Raw genomic sequence first — 18,376 nt, 5'->3', positions numbered from 1 at the left:
TACGGCGGAAAGGGGTTTAATACTGGTTAATCACGCTTACTCGTTGACAATTTCTTGCAAATACGCTCGCAATTCTGGCACTCCCTCACTCGTGAGCGAGGAGGTCCGGAAAATTCTCGCATTGCCGAGCGATTGACGCAGGAATTGTTCTGCTCTCTCCACATTTGCATCAGGATGATCCATTTTGGTAATGACCCCTATGCATGATTGCGGAAACCCTTGTGAAAAGCCAGGTGGGAAATAATTCCGCACCCGTGTAGCATCCTGCACCATCAAAATGATTTTCGCCTCAAGAGAGGTAGCCATAAGCGTGCGGTAAAACATCGGGTTTTCGCTGTACTCACCCGGAGTGTCAATCGCCCAGTCCCGATATTCGAGCGCTTGTGTCTTCCTGGCAGGCTGTTCGTCATTGAACAGCGCCCGCACCAGAGAAGACTTGCCTGCTTCGATTGCACCGATAATCATTACTCGGCCGGTCATGATTTCGTCACCAACGCCGGAGTAAACCGCAGTTTTTCGCTCAACACCTGATTGACGGCTTCTACTGCCATCTCAACAGCAGATACATCTCCTACGACAATCAGTGAACCTGTAAAACGATCGAGAAACCCAAGCTCGACGCCAGCAGCCTTTGTCGCAATATCCGCGGCAATAATGGCTGTTTCGGTAGGCGTCAAAGTCAAAATGCCGATCGCACCGGCCTCATTGATACCTAGCTTGGTATAGAGCATTGGGTCAGGGTTTGCGATTACATGAGCCAACGTGACCTGTTTCCCTGGTACGAATTCCTGGATGACTCGTGAACGTTCCTGTTCCATTCCTATTCCTCTCTTCCTGCGGCACCCGGCACCTCAAACGAATCCACAATGCCTACGATAATCGCATCGATCGGCACACTGGTGCCGGAGAAAAGGATTCGGGCAGGCGTCCCACGAGAGACGATAACCTGCTCCCCGATTCCCGCACCGATCCTGTCCGCTGCGATAACGGTTTGTCCGCCTTCTTCGCCACGCCAATCAATCGGCTGAACCACCATGAGCTTGAGATTTTCCATGCCTGCTTCTTTTTGCGTGGCCCAGACGCTGCCGATCACTTTTCCCAAAAACATGCGATCACCCTTTTCCTAAATAGCTGACCGTAATGCCGCGTTCTCTCATGCTGTCATAAGCAAGTGGAGAAACAATTGCACCTTTTTTCACGATCAAAGTCGTATCGCGAAGCTCAGGCTGAGATCTGATCCAGTCTGCTGTCAACAGCTTCCCGGAAAAGACTGCTTCTTGCTCATCCAAAGGAGTCAATTTCGGTTGTTCTGTCTTGGTAGTAGTCTCCACTTTTTGCAGTTGAGACTTCAGCTTAGAAACCACACGATCAGCCAAACGGCGTTGCTCCGCAAACTCCACACCCAACTCTTTCATGCTCTCAACGTGACGGTTGAACAGCTTTTCATATGCAGGTGTCAGTGTCAATGTTTGCAGGGTACGACGGTCTGCGCGCTTGATCCCTGGCACATCGGAACCTGCGATGACGAATTTTCCCATCACCAATGCGGAAAAGACGATTTCCGCTTTAATCGTTCCTTTTAGGCCAGAAGCAATTCTCGCTGCATTATCCAAATCGATTTCAGGAATCACGATACCGACGTAATCTTTCGGCACTTCCAACGGGGCAGGAGCGTACTCATCTGCTGTGAGAATTTTGCCTGCTCCCCCACATTCGATCTTGTGCATTCCCAGCCAAGAGGAGGTTTCTCCGTCCAGGAAGAGAATGTCATGGCAGATCCCGTGGTTTTTCAGTTGGATAAAATGATCCTGAAACGCCTCATGAGCCTGGCTGTCGCAAAAAACGTACAGGACACGAGGCGCATCGCTTTTCTTTTCTGTATTCATCGATTGCAAAATTTCTTTTGTAATCGACGCCACCATTTCTCTGATGTCCATCAAGCTCAACCTCCGTTAGCCGGAGTAAAATTGCCCGTTCTTGCCGATCACTTTTACCCGGTCGCCCGTTTTCAAATTAGCGGCATTGCCTTCATCCGTATCAACGTGGAAATCAAGTGCGAATTGTGGATGTACACGAACGATTACATCTGGATAGATGATAGGACGATCGCTTTGCGTCGCCAGAATCAGCGAATCGCCATCCTTCACTTGATATTGCTCGGCATCTGCCGGAGACATATGAACGTGGCTCTTCGCTACGATTACGCCTTTGTCCATTACAACTGTCCCTTTTGCCGTTACAAGTACCATACCTGGTGTTCCTTCAATATCTCCAGACATACGCACAGGGGCATGAACACCTACTGCAAAGCCGTCTGTTCTGGAAATTTCCACTTGTGTCGCGCCACGAGCTGGTCCCAAAACACGAACCCCGTGAATGCTGCCTTTTGGTCCCACGATGGTGACTGTTTCTTGGCAAGCAAACTGTCCCGGTTGCGACAAATCACGCATTGGCGTCAATTGATGTCCGGCTCCGAAAAGCTTCTCGACATCTGCTTGCGACAAATGAATGTGACGGTTAGATACGCCCAAAGGAATTTCTCGCACTGCCTCGGCAGCTTGATTGGTGGAAGGCTGCTGGTTCTGATCAACTTGTTTCACTTGAATCCCTCTTCCTTTCAAGAAATCTGCCGCTGCTGGTGTTATTTTATCCCCTTTCTCAACGAGAAAGGGGTTTGGAATACCTGACTTATGCATCGCTCTCAAGGATGCTTCTGTAATCACTGCCATAGGGATTTATTATCCTTCGAGTTTAGGCAGGATCAGTTCAATGTCTCCATGAGGGCGTGGAATTACGTGAATAGATACGAGCTCTCCTACTTTTTCAGCAGCAGCGGCACCTGCGTCTGTGGAAGCTTTTACTGCACCTACGTCACCACGTACCATAACAGTCACGAGACCGCCACCTACGTGTACTTTACCGATCAGTTTTACGTTCGCTGCTTTTACCATTGCGTCAGCAGCTTCAACTGCTCCTACCAAACCTTTTGTTTCTACCATTCCCAATGCGGACATTTCTCCAGCCATTTTCATTTCCTCCTTAATTATATCTCCAAAATTTTAGTGTTTTACGACTCTAAGTCGTCATTTCTGTTAACACGGATTTGATAATGTTCTTGATCTCATCGCGGCTCAAGCCGACATTCATGGAAGAGACAGCTTGTAGAACAGCTTCTTCCGCTTGTGTCGCAGGTGCTGCTGGTGCTGGCGTTGATTGCGGCATTTCTTTGATGCCAAACGCAACACGTTTGATGTTAAACATATGCTTCGCACCGATGTTATCGGAAGTGATGTTGCCCCCATAGGAACCGCATCCAAGTGTAAACGCTGGTTGTACGCCAGTCGTTGCACCAATTCCCCCGAAGGTTGTACCAGTATTCACTGGTATTCTGGATGCTGGCATTGCTTGACCATACGCTGCGATGACATTGTCATCCTGCGCGTGAATACCCGCCGTATGTCCAAGTCCGCCGTGATCCAGCAATTCGCGGCAACGAGCAAATGCTTCGTTGTCACCTTGAACCGTGTAGAGAGCGAGAATCGGCGCCAGTTTTTCAACCGACATCGGGTACGCTTTACCTACATTGTTCTCCTCCGCAACCAGGACACGCGTATCAGCAGGGATGGTAATACCCGCCATTTGAGCGATCACATGTGGAGAGCGGCCAACGATCTTCGCGTTCAGCGAGCCGTTTATCGTGACGATGGCAGCTACCTTTTCCTTTTCTTGCTCGTTCAGGAAGTAGGCGCCTTCACGCTTCAAGGCTGCAATCAATTGGTGTTTGGTGGATTCCTCCACGACCAATGCTTGCTCAGAAGCGCAGATTGTACCATAGTCAAACGTCTTGCTCTGCACGATGCGTCTTGCAGCAGCAGCAAAGTCAGCAGTGTGGTGGATGTAAACTGGTACGTTACCAGGTCCCACACCGTAAGCAGGCTTACCGGAGCTGTATGCTGCGCGTACCATCGGAGTTCCGCCTGTCGCGAGAATCAGATTGGTCAGCTTGTGCTTCATCAGCTCATTCGTCCCAGGAAGCGTAGGCTTCGTAACGCAATGGATCAAGCCTTCTGGTGCTCCAGCCGCTACTGCCGCCTGTGCCATTAGTCGCGCTGCTTCCAGCGTGCATTTGGCTGCCGACGGATGCGGGCTGAAGACAATCGCATTTCTCGCCTTGAGGGAGACCATCGATTTATAAATAACCGTGGACGTCGGATTAGTGGAAGGTACAACCCCTGCTACGATACCAAATGGCTGCGCCACTTCCCACACCTTGTTCTCTTCGTCCTTACGGATGATGCCAACCGTTTTTACATCTTTTACAGATGCGTACACATCTTGTGCAGCAAACAAGTTTTTCATCCGCTTGTCAGCGACGTTACCAAAGCCTGTTTCCTCTACAGCCATTGCTGCCAGTCGATCAGCATTTTCTACGCCCACTTTGGACATGGCCTCGATGATCCGGTCAACTTGCTCTTGGCTGTAGGTAGCGAATTTGGCCTGTGCTTCCTTCGCTTGTGCGAGGTAGGTACGCACTTCCTGTATGGAATACAGATCAGCGTCGAGTGTCATTAGGCTTTGTCACCTCCGCCTTGTTTCTCTTCCAACAGACGGATGAGATCTTCTTTTTTCGCCATGTTGATTTCGTTCGTCGTCAGCGGGAAGTCCGCATACGAACGCGCCATTTTGCGCAGGTCATTGATGGATTGATCTTGCAATCCGGACACTGGCGCTTTAGCCGGCTCTGCCTTAACCTCTTCTTTTACTTCCGGTTTTAGTAGGTTTTTAATCATTCTTGGAACATTTTCGTCAGGACGTGGAATCACGTGTGAGTGCAGCAATCTTCCAACACGTCTCGCAGCGTCAGCGCCAGCATCTACTGCCGCCATAACCGAAGATACATCCCCGATCACGTATAAAGTGACGATTCCTGCGTCCGCTCCTTCATAAGAAACAACTTTGACGTCTGCCGCCTTGGCAGCAGCGTCTGCGGCAGCGATGAGAGCAGGCAAGCCCAGCGTCTCGATCATGCCAAGTGAATATGTTGTAGCGCGCATTTACATTACCTCCCCTTCAAGAGGAAAAATCCCTATTATCGTTTGACAGGCTGTTTGGCGACACTTCTTACGGCCTCGGCAAAAGCATCGGCGGCTGCCGTGCAGGCCGATTGGCTGCCAGTGAGTAGTGCTCCCCCAAAGTTCGTTTCTGTCGGTGGACCAAAAAATTGAACCATTTGTACATCTGCTGCCTTGAGGGCGGCATCAATACCATACATGGCCTCCAGCGGCGGAGCGATCAAGTAAGCAAGCGGCTCACCTTCGCGGATTCCGGCGGTTTGAGACAAGTAGCTGCCCGTCCGCGACACAACATGGGCGTAATACGCATGCGTCCCTTCATCATTCAAAGAGTAAAAGCATGCTCCGCTTTCCATAAATGCAACGGCTGCATCCAGTCCGCTCTGCACCTCCGATGGCGTCGCGCCCCCGATCATCCCGATGAACTCGCCGGACAACGGTCCAGACGCATGGCCTGAGCCTGCATAAAACGACTTGGCATACACAACTTCCACCGCTGCACTTTTGGTCGCTTCATCAATGGCCGTATACCCCACATCGTCAATCGTAGAGGTCAATAGCCCCAGACTTCGGATATGAGAAGGCAGGTTCAGCTTCTCCGCAAATTGTGGATCGACATTGGGAATCAGTCGGATCGCAAGCGGCGTCGCTCGAATTGGTTTTTCCATGCGTGTCACTCCTTTCAAGACAACATCCCTGATCAAAAGTAAAAAAAGGTGCCTAAACACGAAAAAAGCTCCGCGTTCAAGGGCACCTTTGCCTTTTGATATTCACTTGTGGGTAGAAGATTACACGCTATTTACGTGGTCTTTTACCTGTCTCTAATGTAGAACAAGGTACAGAAAAATGCAAGCGTTTTCGGCATTCCGTCACTTTTCCATATTCCGGTCATATTACGGACACACTCCCCCGTTAAATTTGTGTTGTAGCCGAGACGGGCAAGCCCGCAAACAAGGCTCACCACAATCTAAAGACCCCCCAAGGAGGAATTTTACAATGAAAAAGAAAATGGCAATGACAGTTATGGCTTTGGCAGTATCCGCAATGACAGGTTCCGCGTTTGCGGCAAATGAACCAGCGAAAACGACCGGTTCTTCTGCTCCACTGAAAATGGTGACAACAGATAATACAAATGCTCTTTCCAAACCGATTATTAGCCTGGAGCAAATGGCGAAAGAAAAAGGGATCACTGTGGAAGAGTTGATCAAGCAGCTTGAAAAAGAAGGAAAACTGATGAAAGGAGCAGCTATTAACACGAAAGACGGCGATCTGACAACTAGCTTCTCCTTCATTCCATCCGATGCCAACAGCGATTACAGTAAGACGATCAAGATCAACCTGGAAGAAATGGCGAAAGAAAAAGGCATCTCTGTAGAAGAGTTGATCGAGCAGCTTGAAAAAGAAGGCAAACTGACGAAAGCAACAGCTACCAGCAACCCAGACGGCACCATTCAGGGCTTCGCAGTCATTTCTCTCGATCCTGAAAACCAGGACGGCGGAGCATTCATCGCTCTGGACCCTGCTATGAATCTGGAAGAAATGGCGAAAGAAAAAGGCATCTCCGTAGAAGAGTTGATCGAGCAGCTTAAAGAAGAAGGCAAGCTGGCAACCACGGAATTTATCAATCTGGAAGAAGCAGCGAAAGAAAAAGGCATCTCTGTGGAAGAGTTGATCAAGCAACTTGAAAAAGAAGGCAAGATCGCCACTGGTGAAGCAGCTTCCTTTACTCACCCTGCAATCAGTTTGGAGCAAATGGCAAAAGAAAAGGGCATCTCCGTGGAAGAGTTGATCAAGCAGCTTGAAAAAGAAGGCAAAATCACACGCGGCGTAACAGTAGCACCTGCTTCCCAAAAATAAACCGTACGTCAATTGTGATACAGGCACACTATCAAATAAAGAAAACAAATACCTCTGACGCAATACTGTCAGAGGTATTTCTACATGCATTTCAATTTATAGCGTAAGTCCACCGTCTTCAGCCACTATTGTATCCAAGCGTTTTCGGCATTCCGTCATTTTTTCCATATTCTGGTCATACCCCGGACACACGCCCCCGTTATCTTTGAGTTGTAGCCGTGACGGGCAAGCCCGCAAGCATGGCTCACCACTATCTTACAAAACCCCAAGGAGGAATTTTTCAATGAAAAAGAAAATGGCAATGGCAGTAATGGCTCTGGCAGTATCCGCAATGGCAGGTTCCGCGTTTGCGGCAAGTGAACCAGCGAAGACGAAAGAAGTAATTTTCACGAAAGACGGCGATCTGACAACTAGCTTCTCCCTCATTCCATTCGATGCCAACAGCATTAACAGTAAGACGATCAGCCTGGAAGAAATGGCAAAAGAAAAGGGCATCTCCGTGGAAGAGTTGATCAAGCAGCTTGAAAAAGAAGGTAAAATCACACGGGGTAAGGCAGTTTCCTTTATTCAACCTGCAATCAGCTTGGAGCAAATGGCAAAAGAAAAGGGCATCTCCGTGGAAGAGTTGATCAGGCAGCTTGAAAAAGAAGGCATCACACGGGGCGAAACAGTAGTACCTGCCTCCCTAAAATAAACCGTACATCAATTGGGATAAGGGCACACTGTCAAATAACGAAAACAAATACCTCTGACGCGATGTTGTCAGAGGTATTCCTCATGTATTTCAATTTATAGCGTAAGTCCACCATCTTCAGCCACTATTGTATACAAGCATTTTCGGCATTCCGTCACTTTTCCATATTCCAGTCATATTACGGACACACGCCTCCATTATCTTTGAGTTGTAGCCGAGACGGGCAAGCCCACAAACATGGCTCACCACAATCTAAAGACCCCCCAAGGAGGAATTTTATAATGAAAAAGAAAATGGCAATGACAGTTATGGCTTTGGCAGTATCCGCAATGGCAGGTTCCGCGTTTGCGGCAAGTGAACCAGCGAAAACGACTGGTTCTTCTGCTCCACTGAAAATGGTGACCAAAGATGGTACAGATGCTCTTAACAAACCGATTTTTAACCTGGAGCAAATGGCAAAGGAAAAGGGCATCTCTGTGGAAGAGTTGATCAAGCAGCTTGAAAAAGAAGGAAAACTGACGAAAGGAGCAGCTACTATCACGAAAGACGGCGATCTGACAACTAGCTTTTCCTTCATGAAATTCGATGCCAACAGCGATAACATTAAGACGATGAACCTGGAAGAAATGGCGAAAGAAAAAGGCATCTCTGTAGAAGAGCTGATCGAGCAGCTTGAAAAAGAAGGCAAACTGATGAAAGCAACAGCTACCAGCAACCCAGACGGCACCATTCAGGGCTTCGCAGTCATTTCTCTCGATCCTGAAAACCAGGACGGCGGAGCATTCATCGCTCTGGACCCTGCTATGAATCTGGAAGAAATGGCGAAAGAAAAAGGCATCTCCGTAGAAGAGTTGATCGAGCAGCTTAAAGAAGAAGGCAAGCTGGTATCCACGGCAGTTATCAATCTGGAAGAAGCAGCGAAAGAAAAAGGCATCTCTGTGGAAGAGTTGACCAAGCAACTTGAAAAAGAAGGCAAGATCACCACTGGTGAAGCAGCTTCCTTTACTCACCCTGCAATCAGCTTGGAGCAAATGGCAAAAGAAAAGGGCATCTCCGTGGAAGAGTTGATCAAGCAGCTTGAAAAAGAAGGAAAAATCACACGGGGCGAAACAGTAGCACCTGCCTCCCTATAATAAACCGTACGTCAATTGTGATACAGGCACACTATCAAATAAAGAAAACAAATACCTCTGACGCAATACTGTCAGAGGTATTTCTACATGCATTTCAATTTATAGCGTAAGTCCACCGTCTTCAGCCACTATTGTCCCCTTCGTGTGCAACTCGCTTGTAGCGAAGCGAGGAAGGCGGCATCAATACCATACATAGCTTTCAGCGGTGGAGCGATCAAGTAAGCGAGCGGCTCCCCTTCGCGGATTCCGGCGGTTTGAGACAAGTAGCTGCCTGTCCGCGACACAACATGAGCGTAGACGCATGCGTCCCTTCATCATTCAAAGAGTAAAAGCATGCTCCGCTCTGCGCCCCCGATCATCCCGACGAGCTCGCCGGACAACGGTCCAGACGCATGGCCTGAGCCTGCATAAAAACAACTTGGCATACACAACTTCCACCGCTGCCTTTTTGGTCGCTTCGTCAATGGCCGTATACCCCACATCATCAATCGTTGAGATCAAAAGACCCAGACTGCGGATATGAGAAGGCAGGTTCAGCTTCTCCGCAAATTGAGGATCGACATTGGGAATCCGTCGGATCTCAAGCGGCGTTGCTCGAATTGGTTTTTCCATGCGTCTCACTCCTTTCAAGACAACATCCCTGATCAAAAGTAAAAAAAGGTGCCTAAACACGAAAAAACAAGCTCCGTGTTCAAGGGCACCTTTGCCTTTTGATTATTCACTTGTTGGATAAGAAACACGCTAAATTTGTACTCTTATACCTGTCTCTACTGTAGAACAAGGCAAGGAAAATGCGAGCGTTTTCGGCATTCCGTCACTTTTCCATATTCCGGTCATATTACGGACACACGCCTCCATTATCTTTGAGTTGTAGCCGAGACGGGCAAGCCCACAAACATGGCTCACCACAATCTAAAGACCCCCCAAGGAGGAATTTTATAATGAAAAAGAAAATGGCAATGACAGTTATGGCTTTGGCAGTATCCGCAATGGCAGGTTCCGCGTTTGCGGCAAATGAACCAGCGAAAACGACCGGTTCTTCTGCTCCACTGAAAATGGTGAACACAGATGGTACAAAAGCTCTTTTCAAACCGATTATTAGCCTGGAGGAAATGGCGAAAGAAAAAGGCATCTCCGTAGAAGAGTTGATCAAGCAGCTTGAAAAAGAAGGAAAACTGACGAAAGGAACAGCTATTAACACGAAAGACGGCGATCTGACAACTAGCTTCTCCTTCATTCCATTCGATGGCAACAGCGATAACCATAAGACGATGAACCTGGAAGAAATGGCGAAAGAAAAAGGCATCTCTGTAGAAGAGCTGATCGAGCAGCTTGAAAAAGAAGGCAAACTGACGAAAGCAACAGCTACCAGCAACCCAGACGGCACCATTCAAGGCTTCGCAGTCATTTCTCTCGATCCTGAAAACCAGGACGGCGGAGCATTCATCGCTCTGGACCCTGCTATGAATCTGGAAGAAATGGCGAAAGAAAAAGGCATCTCCGTAGAAGAGTTGATCGAGCAGCTTAAAGAAAAAGGCAAGCTGGCATCCACGGCAGTTATCAATCTGGAAGAAGTAGCAAAAGAAAAAGGCATCTCTGTGGAAGAGTTGATCAAGCAGCTTGAAAAAGAAGGCAAAATCGCCACTGGTGAAGCAGCTTCCTTTACTCTACCTGCAATCAGTTTGGAGCAAATGGCAAAAGAAAAGGGCATCTCCGTGGAAGAGTTGATCAAGCAGCTTGAAAAAGAAGGCAAAATCACACGCGGCGTAACAGTAGCACCTGCTTCCCAAAAATAAACCGTACGTCAATTGTGATACAGGCACACTGTCACATAACGAAAACAAATACCTCTGACGCGATGTTGTCAGAGGTATTCCTACATGAATTTCAATTTATAGCGTAAGTCCAGGCGCCCGTCATGTAACGGACACACAATTCCTTTATGATAAATAACCGATGCTTTTACAAATGATGTCAGTCCTTTTTCCATAAGTCATTGCTATGATAGATACAGACAGATTACGTTCGGATTCATTATTAGAAACGAGGTGATGCCTGGTGAAACGAATTCTACTCATAGAGGATGAGATACCGATTGCGCGTCTTATCAGCGTCTATCTGGAACGAGCAGGCTACGAAGTAAAGTGGAACGTAGGTGATCACGAGGCGATTCCGACTTTCCAGTCCTGGAAACCTGAACTTGTCCTGCTTGACTTGATGCTGCCCGATCATGACGGCTTGGATATACTCGATCAGATTCGCCAATACGGCAGTTGTCCCGTCATCATTCTCACGGCGCGCGGTACAGTGCCAGACAAGCTCCAAGGGCTGGCACAAGGTGCAGATGATTACATCGCCAAGCCATTTGATCCAGAAGAAGTGCTCGCCCGTGTACAAGCTGTGCTCCGCCGTTCCTCTTATATCGCCGAAGCAGATACGATCAGACTCGGGACACTTTCCATAGATGTTACTGCCCAAAATGCCTTGATCGGGAAAACACCCCTTACCTTGATGCCACGGGATTGGCAGCTGCTCGTTTTCCTGGCGCGACATCCGAACCAATGCTTCAGCCGCGATCAGTTGCTGGATCAGGTCTGGGGAATGGATTTCGAAGGGGGCGATCGCTCTGTGGATACCGCAGTGAAGCGCTTGCGCAAAAGCTTGCTGCCGTGGCCGACTTCCGAAGGGGAAATCAGCACAATCAGAGGAATGGGGTATAGCCTGCGTGTTTACTAATCGATCTACTTCTACTAGAACTGCTGTGCCGCTCTTGCGTTACTGGACGTGGCGCTATGCCTTGATATTATCGGTCATTCTTTTTGGCATCGGCTTTTTTGGCATCTTTTGGATTAACAAAGCAGCTACAGAACAACAGTTTGAAGTATTGGAAGCAAGAACAGAGTTGCTCGCTGATTCGTATACCAAGGTGTTACTTGCTAAGGGCACCTCGACTTCTTCTGCAAAAATAGAGGATTTGGCACAAACAACTGTTGGTATCTCCAGTCAGGCAGTCACTGCTGTGACTGGCACTGTTGTGACTGGCCTTGCGTCTCCGGCTATTCCTGACACCGCAACACCCGCAGCCGATAACGCCATGGTCGCATTTCGAGTCATGCCGACTGTTCCAATCGATCACGTGGTACAGATTTACGATGATGCGGGCAAGACGTTTAAGAAGGATATGCTGAGTCAGACGATGACCGCTACCATTGCGCAGTTGCCTACTCCTACCCAGCCTGTGGACAAAACAAAGGAAATACGGGAGGTTGTTGCCACAAAGGGAACTACCTGGCTGCGTGTAGGTGTCCCTTACTATGAACACGATGCAGTCGCAGGCACCTATTACGTCAGCACACCACTTAACAATGATTTGGTCCACACCTATATCACGATCATGGTTTCCATCGGGATCATCACCTTGTGCGGTTGGGCCATCGTCTATGTGCTGTCTCGCTCGTTAACACAACCCCTGCGGCAGTTGGCAATAGCGGCAGAGCAAATATCCAGCGGGAATTATACGCCTTCCTTGCCCAATTCTTCCAAAATCAAAGAAGCGGAAATCAGTCAGCTGATTCATTCCTTTGACGAAATGGCAAAACGACTTGGACAACTAGAGCGGATGCGCACCGACCTTTTGGCTGGTGTTTCCCATGAGCTGCGTACCCCTGTCACCTCGATCCGCGGAATGATTCAAGCGGTCAAAGACGGCGTAGTGAAAGGTGCCGATGCGGATGAATTCATGCAAATAAGCATGGACGAAGCTAAGCGACTTCAGACAATGGTCAATGACCTGCTCGATTTTTCCTCCATGGAAGCAGGTGAGGTATTCGTCGAGAAGCAGTCCATACAGATCGACAGCACATTGGATCAAATAGTCGCACAGGTGCAAACCTTGCCCTCATTTGCAGACGTATCTGTGACAGTTAACCCGACTGGACCAGAAATCGTATGGATCGGCGATGAATCCCATGTCAAACAAATTTTGCTTAATTTATTGGGGAACAGTGCTGCCGCAAATGCAACGCAAATCAACATCGGCGTCCATAATCAAAGTGACTTCCTCTGCATCGATGTAACCGACAATGGAAAGGGCATTCCTGAGTCAGAGGTTCCTTTCATTTTCGAACGGTACTATCGCGGAGATAGCAAACGCAAAAAGAAGCAAGGCCTGGGGCTGGGCTTGACGATCTCCCGCCTATTAGCAAAAGCGCACGGAGGAAATGTCGAATTGGTTCGAACTTCTCCAGAAGGAACAACCTTCCGTCTGACACTCGCCCACCCAGACTCGTCCGCATGAAAATGAAAAGAGGAAGCAGCACCGATCAATCGTGCCGCTTCCTCTTTTACGTATGGGCACCCTCCGGCACATGCGTGCGGATGAGATCCATGAAGATGTCCAATGCTTTGGTATGAAACTCGTTTGATTTCGTTACAAGAGAAAAATCACGGGTAACCGGCGTTCCCGTCACCTTCAATGTACAGAGTGTACCGAGCTTGCGTTCTTTGCGGATGGCCCAATAGGACAGCAGGCTGATCCCTAGGCCTGCCTCCACCGATTCCTTGATCACCTGTGTACTGCCGAACTCCATTCGTTTTTGCGGTGTGAATTGCAGCTGGCGAAACATTTTTTCAGCCGCTTCCCTCGTGCCTGACCCTTCTTCCCGTACAATCCACGTTTCCTCCCTCAGCTCATCGATGCTGACATCTGTCCGCCCTGCCAAACGATGCTCTGGCGAAGCAATCAGGTACATACGATCATCAGCAAACGGCTCCACGCACATTTTGTCGTCCACTTCGTCGCCCTCCACAATACCGACATCGAGCTGTGACTTGGCGACCAGTTCAGCGATAACCGTGGAATTATGGATCGTAATCGTGGGGGTGATCAATGGGTAATGCTGACGAAGACGCGCAATGACATGAGGCAGTACATACTCCCCGTACGTGTAGCTGGCGCCAATGGTCAAATGCCCGCTCGGTGTATTCATCAGATCATCAACGAGACTCTGCATCCGCGTGTACAGGCCCAAGATCTCCCGAGCGTGATGATAGACAATCTCCCCCGCTTTATTCAAACGAACATATTTGTTGCTTCGCTCCAGGAGCTTTGTCCCTATCGTGCGCTCCAGGGCATGAATATACTGACTAACGGCAGGCTGCGTCATATGGAGTTCTTCTGCAGCTCGGGAAAAGTTCTGTCTGTCTGCAACGGTCACGAACACAAGCAAATGCTGATCCAACTGCCTTCACTCTCCTTTCCACCACTAACCATTCATTTCACTTATGATGATCATCGTAATGATTTATTTTTCTTATTATAACAGTTGCCGTATGCTGAGTTTGTAAAACTTTTCGAGGAGTGATGGCAATGGCAACTCCAATAAAAAGCAGCGTGCCATTAAATGATAGCAATGCCAGCGTACAGCCCACAAAAAACAATGAAAGCAGCCCCGCATCCTTCTCGCTATGGATAGCTGGAATTGCTTTTACTTTTTTCATCGCCCTGACAGGTTACGGCTTAGCGAAAATACCTGGCTTTCAACAAGTCGGCCCCCTTGCCTGTTCGATCCTGATCGCAGTCGCATACCGGCATTTTCGTGGGTATCCGGAAGCATTGCGATCAGGGATTCAATTTTCCGCCAAACGTTTACTGCGTCTGGCTATTATTTTGTACGGTCTCAAGCTCAATATCGACGTCGTCTTGAATCAAGGCCTCGGGCTTCTCGTCTATGACGCTGGTGTCATTATCTTTTCCATCGCGGTTACGATCTTGATAGCCAAGTGGCTGAAGGCAGATCCTTCCCTCTCCCTCATGCTCGGAGTCGGTACAGGCGTCTGTGGAGCAGCGGCGATTGCAGCCGTTTCCCCTATTGTTGCTGCCAAGGATGAAGATACCGCCATTGGGGTAGGAATGATCGCACTCGTCGGAACCCTATTTGCTATTTCCTATACGATCCTGCGTCCATTCCTCCCCCTGTCCGCAGTCGAATATGGCATGTGGTCAGGAATTAGTCTGCATGAGATTGCTCATGTCGCGCTGGCTGCTGCACCGTCGGGTGAAGATGGGTTAGCGATTGCACTGCTGGCAAAATTGGGGCGTGTGCTTCTGTTGGTCCCGCTCTGTTTTATCCTGATGGTATGGATGAAACGCTCCGGTAAATTACAAAGTGGCAACAAAATCGAATTCCCTTGGTTCCTGATCGGCTTCCTCGCCATGAGTGTTTTTGGAAGCTACGTTCTCGGCACATTCATTCCTGTCTCAGAAGCGTTCCATAATGGTGTCGCCAATGTCACAACCTTCGTGCTCACCATGGCTATGGTCGGGCTTGGCCTCAATGTCGATCTGCGTGCACTTCGAACAAAAGCGGCGCGCCCGCTGATTGCAATGAGTATTACCTCGATTCTTTTGTCGGTACTCTCTTTTGTATTGGTATAAAAAGTTGTGGATAACCAAACATACGGGTTCGACTTCGCCGATTTCTTGATGATCGGCGAAGTTTTTTTGTGGATAAGGACAAAGATTATCCCCATATGTTGATAAAGATGTGTACATCTTTGCCGGGGGGATCTATATGTCGAGAAAATGGTTGAGGAGACGACCGAACATCTTATTCATCATTGTGGATCAGGAACGATTTCCCCCTGTTTATGAAGAGCCTGCGATACGTGCATGGAGCAAGGATACACTCCACGCTCATTCTTTTTTGCGAAAGCACGGGTTGGAGTTCAAGCGTCATTACGTCGGATCCACAGGCTGTTGCCCCAGCAGAGCTACCTTGTTTACCGGTCAGTACCCCTCTTTGCACGGCGTCACCCAGACCAGCGGCGCCGCTAAACGATCTCCTGACAGCGACATGTTCTGGCTCGATCACAATACCGTTCCGACGATGGGAAATTATTTTCGTCAAGCGGGCTATCGTTGTTTCTATAAAGGCAAGTGGCATATATCCGATGCCGACATCTGGGTACCGGGTACCCATTTTCCTATCCCCAGCTATACCCCTGTAACGGGAGTTCCTGATCCAGATAAAGAGCGCTTATACTTGCTTGCCGATCGGCTGGGCGGCTATGGCTTCTCCAGTTGGATAGGACCCGAGCCGCATGGGAGAGCGCCGCATAACTCCGGTTCGTCCGCAGCCATCGGAGTAAATGGTCGTGATGTGGTATACAGCAGCGAAGTCATCGAGCTGCTCCATGCACTGGATCAGGAGAAAAATTTCGTTGAAAGCGACCAACCTTGGCTGATCGTGGCGTCGTTCGTCAATCCACATGATATCGCGATCTATGGGGATATCTCTGCCGGCACACCGTTTTTTCGCTTCCATGTGGATAAGTCCGTTCCCGCTGTTGCTCCGCCCCCTACTCAGCACGAATCACTTGCGACAAAGCCGCGCTGCCAAGCGAGTTATCGGGAGGTATACCCACAGGCGTTCCAGCCCATTTCGGACCAAGCCCATTATCGTAGACTGTACTATCAGCTCCAGAAAAACGCCGATCGGGAAATGATGCGTGTCCTTGAAGCACTCGTCGCCAGCTCGTTTTATCCAGAGACGTTGGTCGTGTTCACATCCGATCACGGCGAATTGTTGGGTGCCCACGGCAATTTGCATCAAAAATGGTACTGTGCCTACGAAGAAGCGATTCACGTTCCTCTCATTATCCACAACCCGCTCCTTTTTCCACACGCAAACTCAACAGACCTGTTAACCAGTCATGTGGATATTCTTCCGACACTGCTCGGTATGGCTGGAGCAGACACAGACAGGCTAGGTGAGGAGCTGACCTTTACGCATAGCGAGGTACGACCTCTCGTCGGTCGCGATCTGTCTCCCATCATCTTGTCTCCCGATACGGAATCTATCTCCAGCGAGCCGATTTACTTCATGACCGACGACGATGTAACCAAAGGACAACATCAAGTGAGCCTGCAACACCAGCCCTATCACTCTGTCATTCCTCCGAATCGAATAGAAACCGTCATCGCCTACGTGTATTCTGCCGGGCACAGAGCTTTATGGAAATACTCCCGCTATTTTTCCCGGGACGTACACAACCCCACTTTCACTGATTACGAATTGTACAATCTCACGACCGATCCATTGGAAACACGGAATTTAGTGATCCCCCTCTACAAAACGACCCACACTGAGCGCGTCCGCCTGAACATGCAGCTGCTTTTAGAAGAGCAACGAGTCCAAAAGCGACTGACACCCTTTTCGCCCCCTTTTGCAGTGCTTCTGTCTAATTGAACTTTCCCAGAACAAAAGAAAAAACCCCTCGAATTGAGGAGCTCTTCGTCTTTCCTTTTCACTTCGCTATTCCTGTTCGGTCAATGCTTTTTCCAAGGCTGCCATCGCTTCTTGTTCATCGACGCCATCGGTGATCAGGGTAATTTCTTCCCCTTTTCCAATCGCTGCTGCCATAATGCCCATGATGCTCTTGCCATTTACATTTTTCTCATTTTTGATGATTTTAATTTCACTGGAAAAGGACGTGGCCACCTTCACAAAGTTCGCAGCAGGACGTGCATGCAGGCCGTGCGCTAATTGAACCACCAATTTTTTCTCTACCATTCTGATAGGCCTCCTTCGCTACACTCTCTCAAGCCATTCTCTCACAAACGCCTCCACTTGAGCAGAAGTGCTCATCTGTAAAATCGTATCAATCTGTTTCGCTGCGTCCTCTACGCACATACCGACCCATTTGTTTTGCGCATGCCCTGCTTTGATGACATGATGCAGCAAACGCAAAACGGCAGGGTGATAAGGCTGGTAAAGATAAGCGACCTTCTCGTTCATATGGTCGGCTGCCATTGTGTATTGAATTAAATCATTGGTTCCAATGCTAAAAAAGTCAACTTCGCGTGCAAATTGATCGGCCAGCAATGCCGCAGCAGGGATCTCAATCATGATACCCACTTCGTATTGATCGGATACAATATTTCCACGATTCACCAAAGATTTTTCAGAGGATGACCTGCCGGAACAATGCGGTAATCAATTTCCAAGCGATAATGTTTACATCTCAAATATAAAGCTTTTTTATAGGAGGTAACAACAAAATCAAAGCGCGAATTTGTCTGACTCGTTGTTGCCAAAACTTAATAGCCTTTGCTCATACGAAAAAGGCTTCTGCCCATCCGCAGAAGCCTTTCTACTACAAATTCTCCGCTTCAACCTTGATCACCTTTCCGGTCTTCACATCGATATCGACTTCAAACACCTGATTTTGCTCGGTGAGAATGATGATTTCATAGGCGAGAATACCCTCGTCTTTTTCCAACTCCACATGGACAACCCGCCCTTTTACTTGCTGCAAGGCGATTCGTATGGCGTCCTCTTTGGTAATGTCTGTTGGCTCGATGACCGCTGAAAGTTTCTCTGGTTGATCAAAGGCATGTCCGGTTGCTTGGATCGACATCCCGCCTCCCAATACGGCCAGCCAAATACCAGCCCACTTCCCAATGGCTGTTTTCCTCATGCTTGCACTCTCTCCCTGCCCGAAAATTCGTGCCAAAACACTCCTAGTTTGTCACGGATTCCCCCAAATATTCGCAGGCAGGTCCACAAAAAAAAGACCGATGCGCACAGGTGCACACCAGTCTTTGCTTGCGATACAAT

At 48.7% G+C, this 18,376-nt stretch carries 20 protein-coding genes and 2 pseudogenes; 8 read left to right on the top strand and 14 right to left on the bottom strand.

The window, feature by feature from the left end; genetic code table 11:
- Nucleotides 1–36 precede the first annotated feature (36 nt).
- From C7R93_RS15050 to eutL, 9 genes are read right to left on the bottom strand one after another with little or no spacing between them, the layout of a single operon-like run.
- Nucleotides 37–480 (bottom strand): EutP/PduV family microcompartment system protein, encoded by a 444-nt coding sequence (locus C7R93_RS15050; RefSeq protein WP_106839577.1) that lies wholly within the window; start codon nucleotides 478–480, stop codon nucleotides 37–39.
- Nucleotides 477–818, bottom strand: coding sequence for an ethanolamine utilization microcompartment protein EutS (eutS, locus tag C7R93_RS15045; RefSeq protein ID WP_007720097.1), 342 nt, complete (start codon nucleotides 816–818; stop codon nucleotides 477–479). The genes C7R93_RS15050 and eutS overlap by 4 nt, the downstream gene beginning before the upstream one ends.
- A gap of 2 nt (nucleotides 819–820) precedes the next feature.
- Nucleotides 821–1,108, bottom strand: coding sequence for a EutN/CcmL family microcompartment protein (locus C7R93_RS15040; protein WP_007720099.1), 288 nt, complete (start codon nucleotides 1,106–1,108; stop codon nucleotides 821–823).
- 4 nt (nucleotides 1,109–1,112) lie between these two features.
- Nucleotides 1,113–1,937, bottom strand: coding sequence for a hypothetical protein (locus C7R93_RS15035; protein WP_106839576.1), 825 nt, complete (start codon nucleotides 1,935–1,937; stop codon nucleotides 1,113–1,115).
- A gap of 15 nt (nucleotides 1,938–1,952) precedes the next feature.
- Nucleotides 1,953–2,729 carry a phosphate propanoyltransferase gene (gene pduL / locus C7R93_RS15030; RefSeq protein WP_106839575.1) on the bottom strand — a complete coding sequence of 259 codons (777 nt, stop codon included), beginning with the start codon at nucleotides 2,727–2,729 and terminating at the stop codon, nucleotides 1,953–1,955.
- A 9-nt stretch (nucleotides 2,730–2,738) separates the two neighbouring features.
- The gene (gene eutM / locus C7R93_RS15025; protein ID WP_007720104.1) at nucleotides 2,739–3,026 is read right to left on the bottom strand and encodes an ethanolamine utilization microcompartment protein EutM; all 288 of its coding nucleotides are present in this window, start codon (nucleotides 3,024–3,026) and stop codon (nucleotides 2,739–2,741) included.
- Nucleotides 3,027–3,075: 49 nt separating this feature from the next.
- Nucleotides 3,076–4,569 (bottom strand): acetaldehyde dehydrogenase (acetylating), encoded by a 1,494-nt coding sequence (locus tag C7R93_RS15020; protein ID WP_106839574.1) that lies wholly within the window; start codon nucleotides 4,567–4,569, stop codon nucleotides 3,076–3,078.
- Nucleotides 4,569–5,054 (bottom strand): BMC domain-containing protein, encoded by a 486-nt coding sequence (locus tag C7R93_RS15015; RefSeq protein ID WP_106839573.1) that lies wholly within the window; start codon nucleotides 5,052–5,054, stop codon nucleotides 4,569–4,571. The genes C7R93_RS15020 and C7R93_RS15015 overlap by 1 nt, the downstream gene beginning before the upstream one ends.
- A 35-nt stretch (nucleotides 5,055–5,089) precedes the next feature.
- Complete coding sequence (gene eutL / locus C7R93_RS15010; protein ID WP_106839572.1) at nucleotides 5,090–5,740, bottom strand: ethanolamine utilization microcompartment protein EutL; 651 nt, start codon at nucleotides 5,738–5,740, stop codon at nucleotides 5,090–5,092.
- 328 nt (nucleotides 5,741–6,068) lie between these two features.
- Between eutL and C7R93_RS15005 the strand changes: the two genes are divergently transcribed.
- The 3 genes from C7R93_RS15005 to C7R93_RS14995 all read left to right on the top strand — a co-directional run bounded on the left by C7R93_RS15005 (nucleotide 6,069) and on the right by C7R93_RS14995 (nucleotide 8,756).
- Nucleotides 6,069–6,929 carry a hypothetical protein gene (locus tag C7R93_RS15005; RefSeq protein ID WP_106839571.1) on the top strand — a complete coding sequence of 287 codons (861 nt, stop codon included), beginning with the start codon at nucleotides 6,069–6,071 and terminating at the stop codon, nucleotides 6,927–6,929.
- Between the two features lie 283 nt (nucleotides 6,930–7,212).
- Nucleotides 7,213–7,623, top strand: coding sequence for a hypothetical protein (locus C7R93_RS15000; protein WP_106839570.1), 411 nt, complete (start codon nucleotides 7,213–7,215; stop codon nucleotides 7,621–7,623).
- A 281-nt stretch (nucleotides 7,624–7,904) separates the two neighbouring features.
- On the top strand, nucleotides 7,905–8,756 hold the full coding sequence (locus C7R93_RS14995) for a hypothetical protein (protein ID WP_106839569.1): 852 nt from the start codon (nucleotides 7,905–7,907) through the stop codon (nucleotides 8,754–8,756).
- 161 nt (nucleotides 8,757–8,917) lie between these two features.
- Here the strand turns inward: C7R93_RS14995 and C7R93_RS14990 are convergent.
- Nucleotides 8,918–9,368: pseudogene (locus tag C7R93_RS14990) on the bottom strand (ethanolamine utilization microcompartment protein EutL); the annotation flags it as partial.
- A 329-nt stretch (nucleotides 9,369–9,697) separates the two neighbouring features.
- On the opposite strand from C7R93_RS14990, the gene C7R93_RS14985 reads away from it, so the two are divergent.
- From C7R93_RS14985 to C7R93_RS14975, 3 genes are all read left to right on the top strand, one after another.
- Entirely contained in the window at nucleotides 9,698–10,552 is an 855-nt protein-coding gene (locus C7R93_RS14985; protein ID WP_106839568.1) for a sigma-70 family RNA polymerase sigma factor, read from the top strand.
- 262 nt (nucleotides 10,553–10,814) lie between these two features.
- On the top strand, nucleotides 10,815–11,492 hold the full coding sequence (locus tag C7R93_RS14980; RefSeq protein ID WP_106839567.1) for a response regulator transcription factor: 678 nt from the start codon (nucleotides 10,815–10,817) through the stop codon (nucleotides 11,490–11,492).
- Nucleotides 11,482–13,053: a sensor histidine kinase gene (locus tag C7R93_RS14975; RefSeq protein ID WP_106839566.1), complete on the top strand. Its 1,572-nt coding sequence runs from the start codon at nucleotides 11,482–11,484 to the stop codon at nucleotides 13,051–13,053. Before C7R93_RS14980 ends, C7R93_RS14975 begins: the two co-directional genes overlap by 11 nt.
- Before the next feature lie 46 nt (nucleotides 13,054–13,099).
- Here C7R93_RS14975 and C7R93_RS14970 read toward each other — a convergent pair whose 3' ends face one another.
- The gene (locus C7R93_RS14970; protein WP_106839565.1) at nucleotides 13,100–13,996 is read right to left on the bottom strand and encodes a LysR family transcriptional regulator; all 897 of its coding nucleotides are present in this window, start codon (nucleotides 13,994–13,996) and stop codon (nucleotides 13,100–13,102) included.
- A 128-nt stretch (nucleotides 13,997–14,124) separates the two neighbouring features.
- Here C7R93_RS14970 and C7R93_RS14965 point away from each other — a divergent pair, with 128 nt between their 5' ends.
- On the top strand, nucleotides 14,125–15,192 hold the full coding sequence (locus C7R93_RS14965) for a YeiH family protein (protein ID WP_106839564.1): 1,068 nt from the start codon (nucleotides 14,125–14,127) through the stop codon (nucleotides 15,190–15,192).
- 136 nt (nucleotides 15,193–15,328) lie between these two features.
- Nucleotides 15,329–17,005 carry a sulfatase family protein gene (locus tag C7R93_RS14960; RefSeq protein ID WP_106839563.1) on the top strand — a complete coding sequence of 559 codons (1,677 nt, stop codon included), beginning with the start codon at nucleotides 15,329–15,331 and terminating at the stop codon, nucleotides 17,003–17,005.
- Nucleotides 17,006–17,071: 66 nt separating this feature from the next.
- Here C7R93_RS14960 and C7R93_RS14955 read toward each other — a convergent pair whose 3' ends face one another.
- From C7R93_RS14955 to C7R93_RS14945, 3 genes and pseudogenes are all read right to left on the bottom strand, one after another.
- The gene (locus tag C7R93_RS14955; protein ID WP_106839562.1) at nucleotides 17,072–17,329 is read right to left on the bottom strand and encodes an HPr family phosphocarrier protein; all 258 of its coding nucleotides are present in this window, start codon (nucleotides 17,327–17,329) and stop codon (nucleotides 17,072–17,074) included.
- 18 nt (nucleotides 17,330–17,347) lie between these two features.
- A pseudogene (locus C7R93_RS14950) lies at nucleotides 17,348–17,716 on the bottom strand (putative PEP-binding protein); the annotation flags it as partial.
- 196 nt (nucleotides 17,717–17,912) lie between these two features.
- Nucleotides 17,913–18,236, bottom strand: a complete 324-nt coding sequence (locus tag C7R93_RS14945) for a PepSY domain-containing protein (RefSeq protein WP_106839561.1) — start codon at nucleotides 18,234–18,236, stop codon at nucleotides 17,913–17,915.
- Between the last annotated feature and the right edge of the window lie 140 nt (nucleotides 18,237–18,376).

The organism is Brevibacillus fortis (genome assembly GCF_003013395.1).
In the GTDB taxonomy this organism is placed as follows: Bacteria; Bacillota; Bacilli; order Brevibacillales; family Brevibacillaceae; genus Brevibacillus; species Brevibacillus fortis.
Note: the sequence above shows the minus strand (reverse complement) of the source record. Positions and strands in the feature narration are given on the sequence as shown.

Coding starts and splice junctions, on each gene's coding strand:
- C7R93_RS15050 (WP_106839577.1), bottom strand. CDS start 480: ATGACCGGCCGAGTAATGATTATCGGTGCAATCGAAGCAGGCAAGTCT.
- eutS (WP_007720097.1), bottom strand. CDS start 818: ATGGAACAGGAACGTTCACGAGTCATCCAGGAATTCGTACCAGGGAAA.
- C7R93_RS15040 (WP_007720099.1), bottom strand. CDS start 1,108: ATGTTTTTGGGAAAAGTGATCGGCAGCGTCTGGGCCACGCAAAAAGAA.
- C7R93_RS15035 (WP_106839576.1), bottom strand. CDS start 1,937: ATGGACATCAGAGAAATGGTGGCGTCGATTACAAAAGAAATTTTGCAA.
- pduL (WP_106839575.1), bottom strand. CDS start 2,729: ATGGCAGTGATTACAGAAGCATCCTTGAGAGCGATGCATAAGTCAGGT.
- eutM (WP_007720104.1), bottom strand. CDS start 3,026: ATGGCTGGAGAAATGTCCGCATTGGGAATGGTAGAAACAAAAGGTTTG.
- C7R93_RS15020 (WP_106839574.1), bottom strand. CDS start 4,569: ATGACACTCGACGCTGATCTGTATTCCATACAGGAAGTGCGTACCTAC.
- C7R93_RS15015 (WP_106839573.1), bottom strand. CDS start 5,054: ATGCGCGCTACAACATATTCACTTGGCATGATCGAGACGCTGGGCTTG.
- eutL (WP_106839572.1), bottom strand. CDS start 5,740: ATGGAAAAACCAATTCGAGCGACGCCGCTTGCGATCCGACTGATTCCC.
- C7R93_RS15005 (WP_106839571.1), top strand. CDS start 6,069: ATGAAAAAGAAAATGGCAATGACAGTTATGGCTTTGGCAGTATCCGCA.
- C7R93_RS15000 (WP_106839570.1), top strand. CDS start 7,213: ATGAAAAAGAAAATGGCAATGGCAGTAATGGCTCTGGCAGTATCCGCA.
- C7R93_RS14995 (WP_106839569.1), top strand. CDS start 7,905: ATGAAAAAGAAAATGGCAATGACAGTTATGGCTTTGGCAGTATCCGCA.
- C7R93_RS14985 (WP_106839568.1), top strand. CDS start 9,698: ATGAAAAAGAAAATGGCAATGACAGTTATGGCTTTGGCAGTATCCGCA.
- C7R93_RS14965 (WP_106839564.1), top strand. CDS start 14,125: ATGGCAACTCCAATAAAAAGCAGCGTGCCATTAAATGATAGCAATGCC.
- C7R93_RS14960 (WP_106839563.1), top strand. CDS start 15,329: ATGTCGAGAAAATGGTTGAGGAGACGACCGAACATCTTATTCATCATT.
- C7R93_RS14955 (WP_106839562.1), bottom strand. CDS start 17,329: ATGGTAGAGAAAAAATTGGTGGTTCAATTAGCGCACGGCCTGCATGCA.
- C7R93_RS14945 (WP_106839561.1), bottom strand. CDS start 18,236: ATGAGGAAAACAGCCATTGGGAAGTGGGCTGGTATTTGGCTGGCCGTA.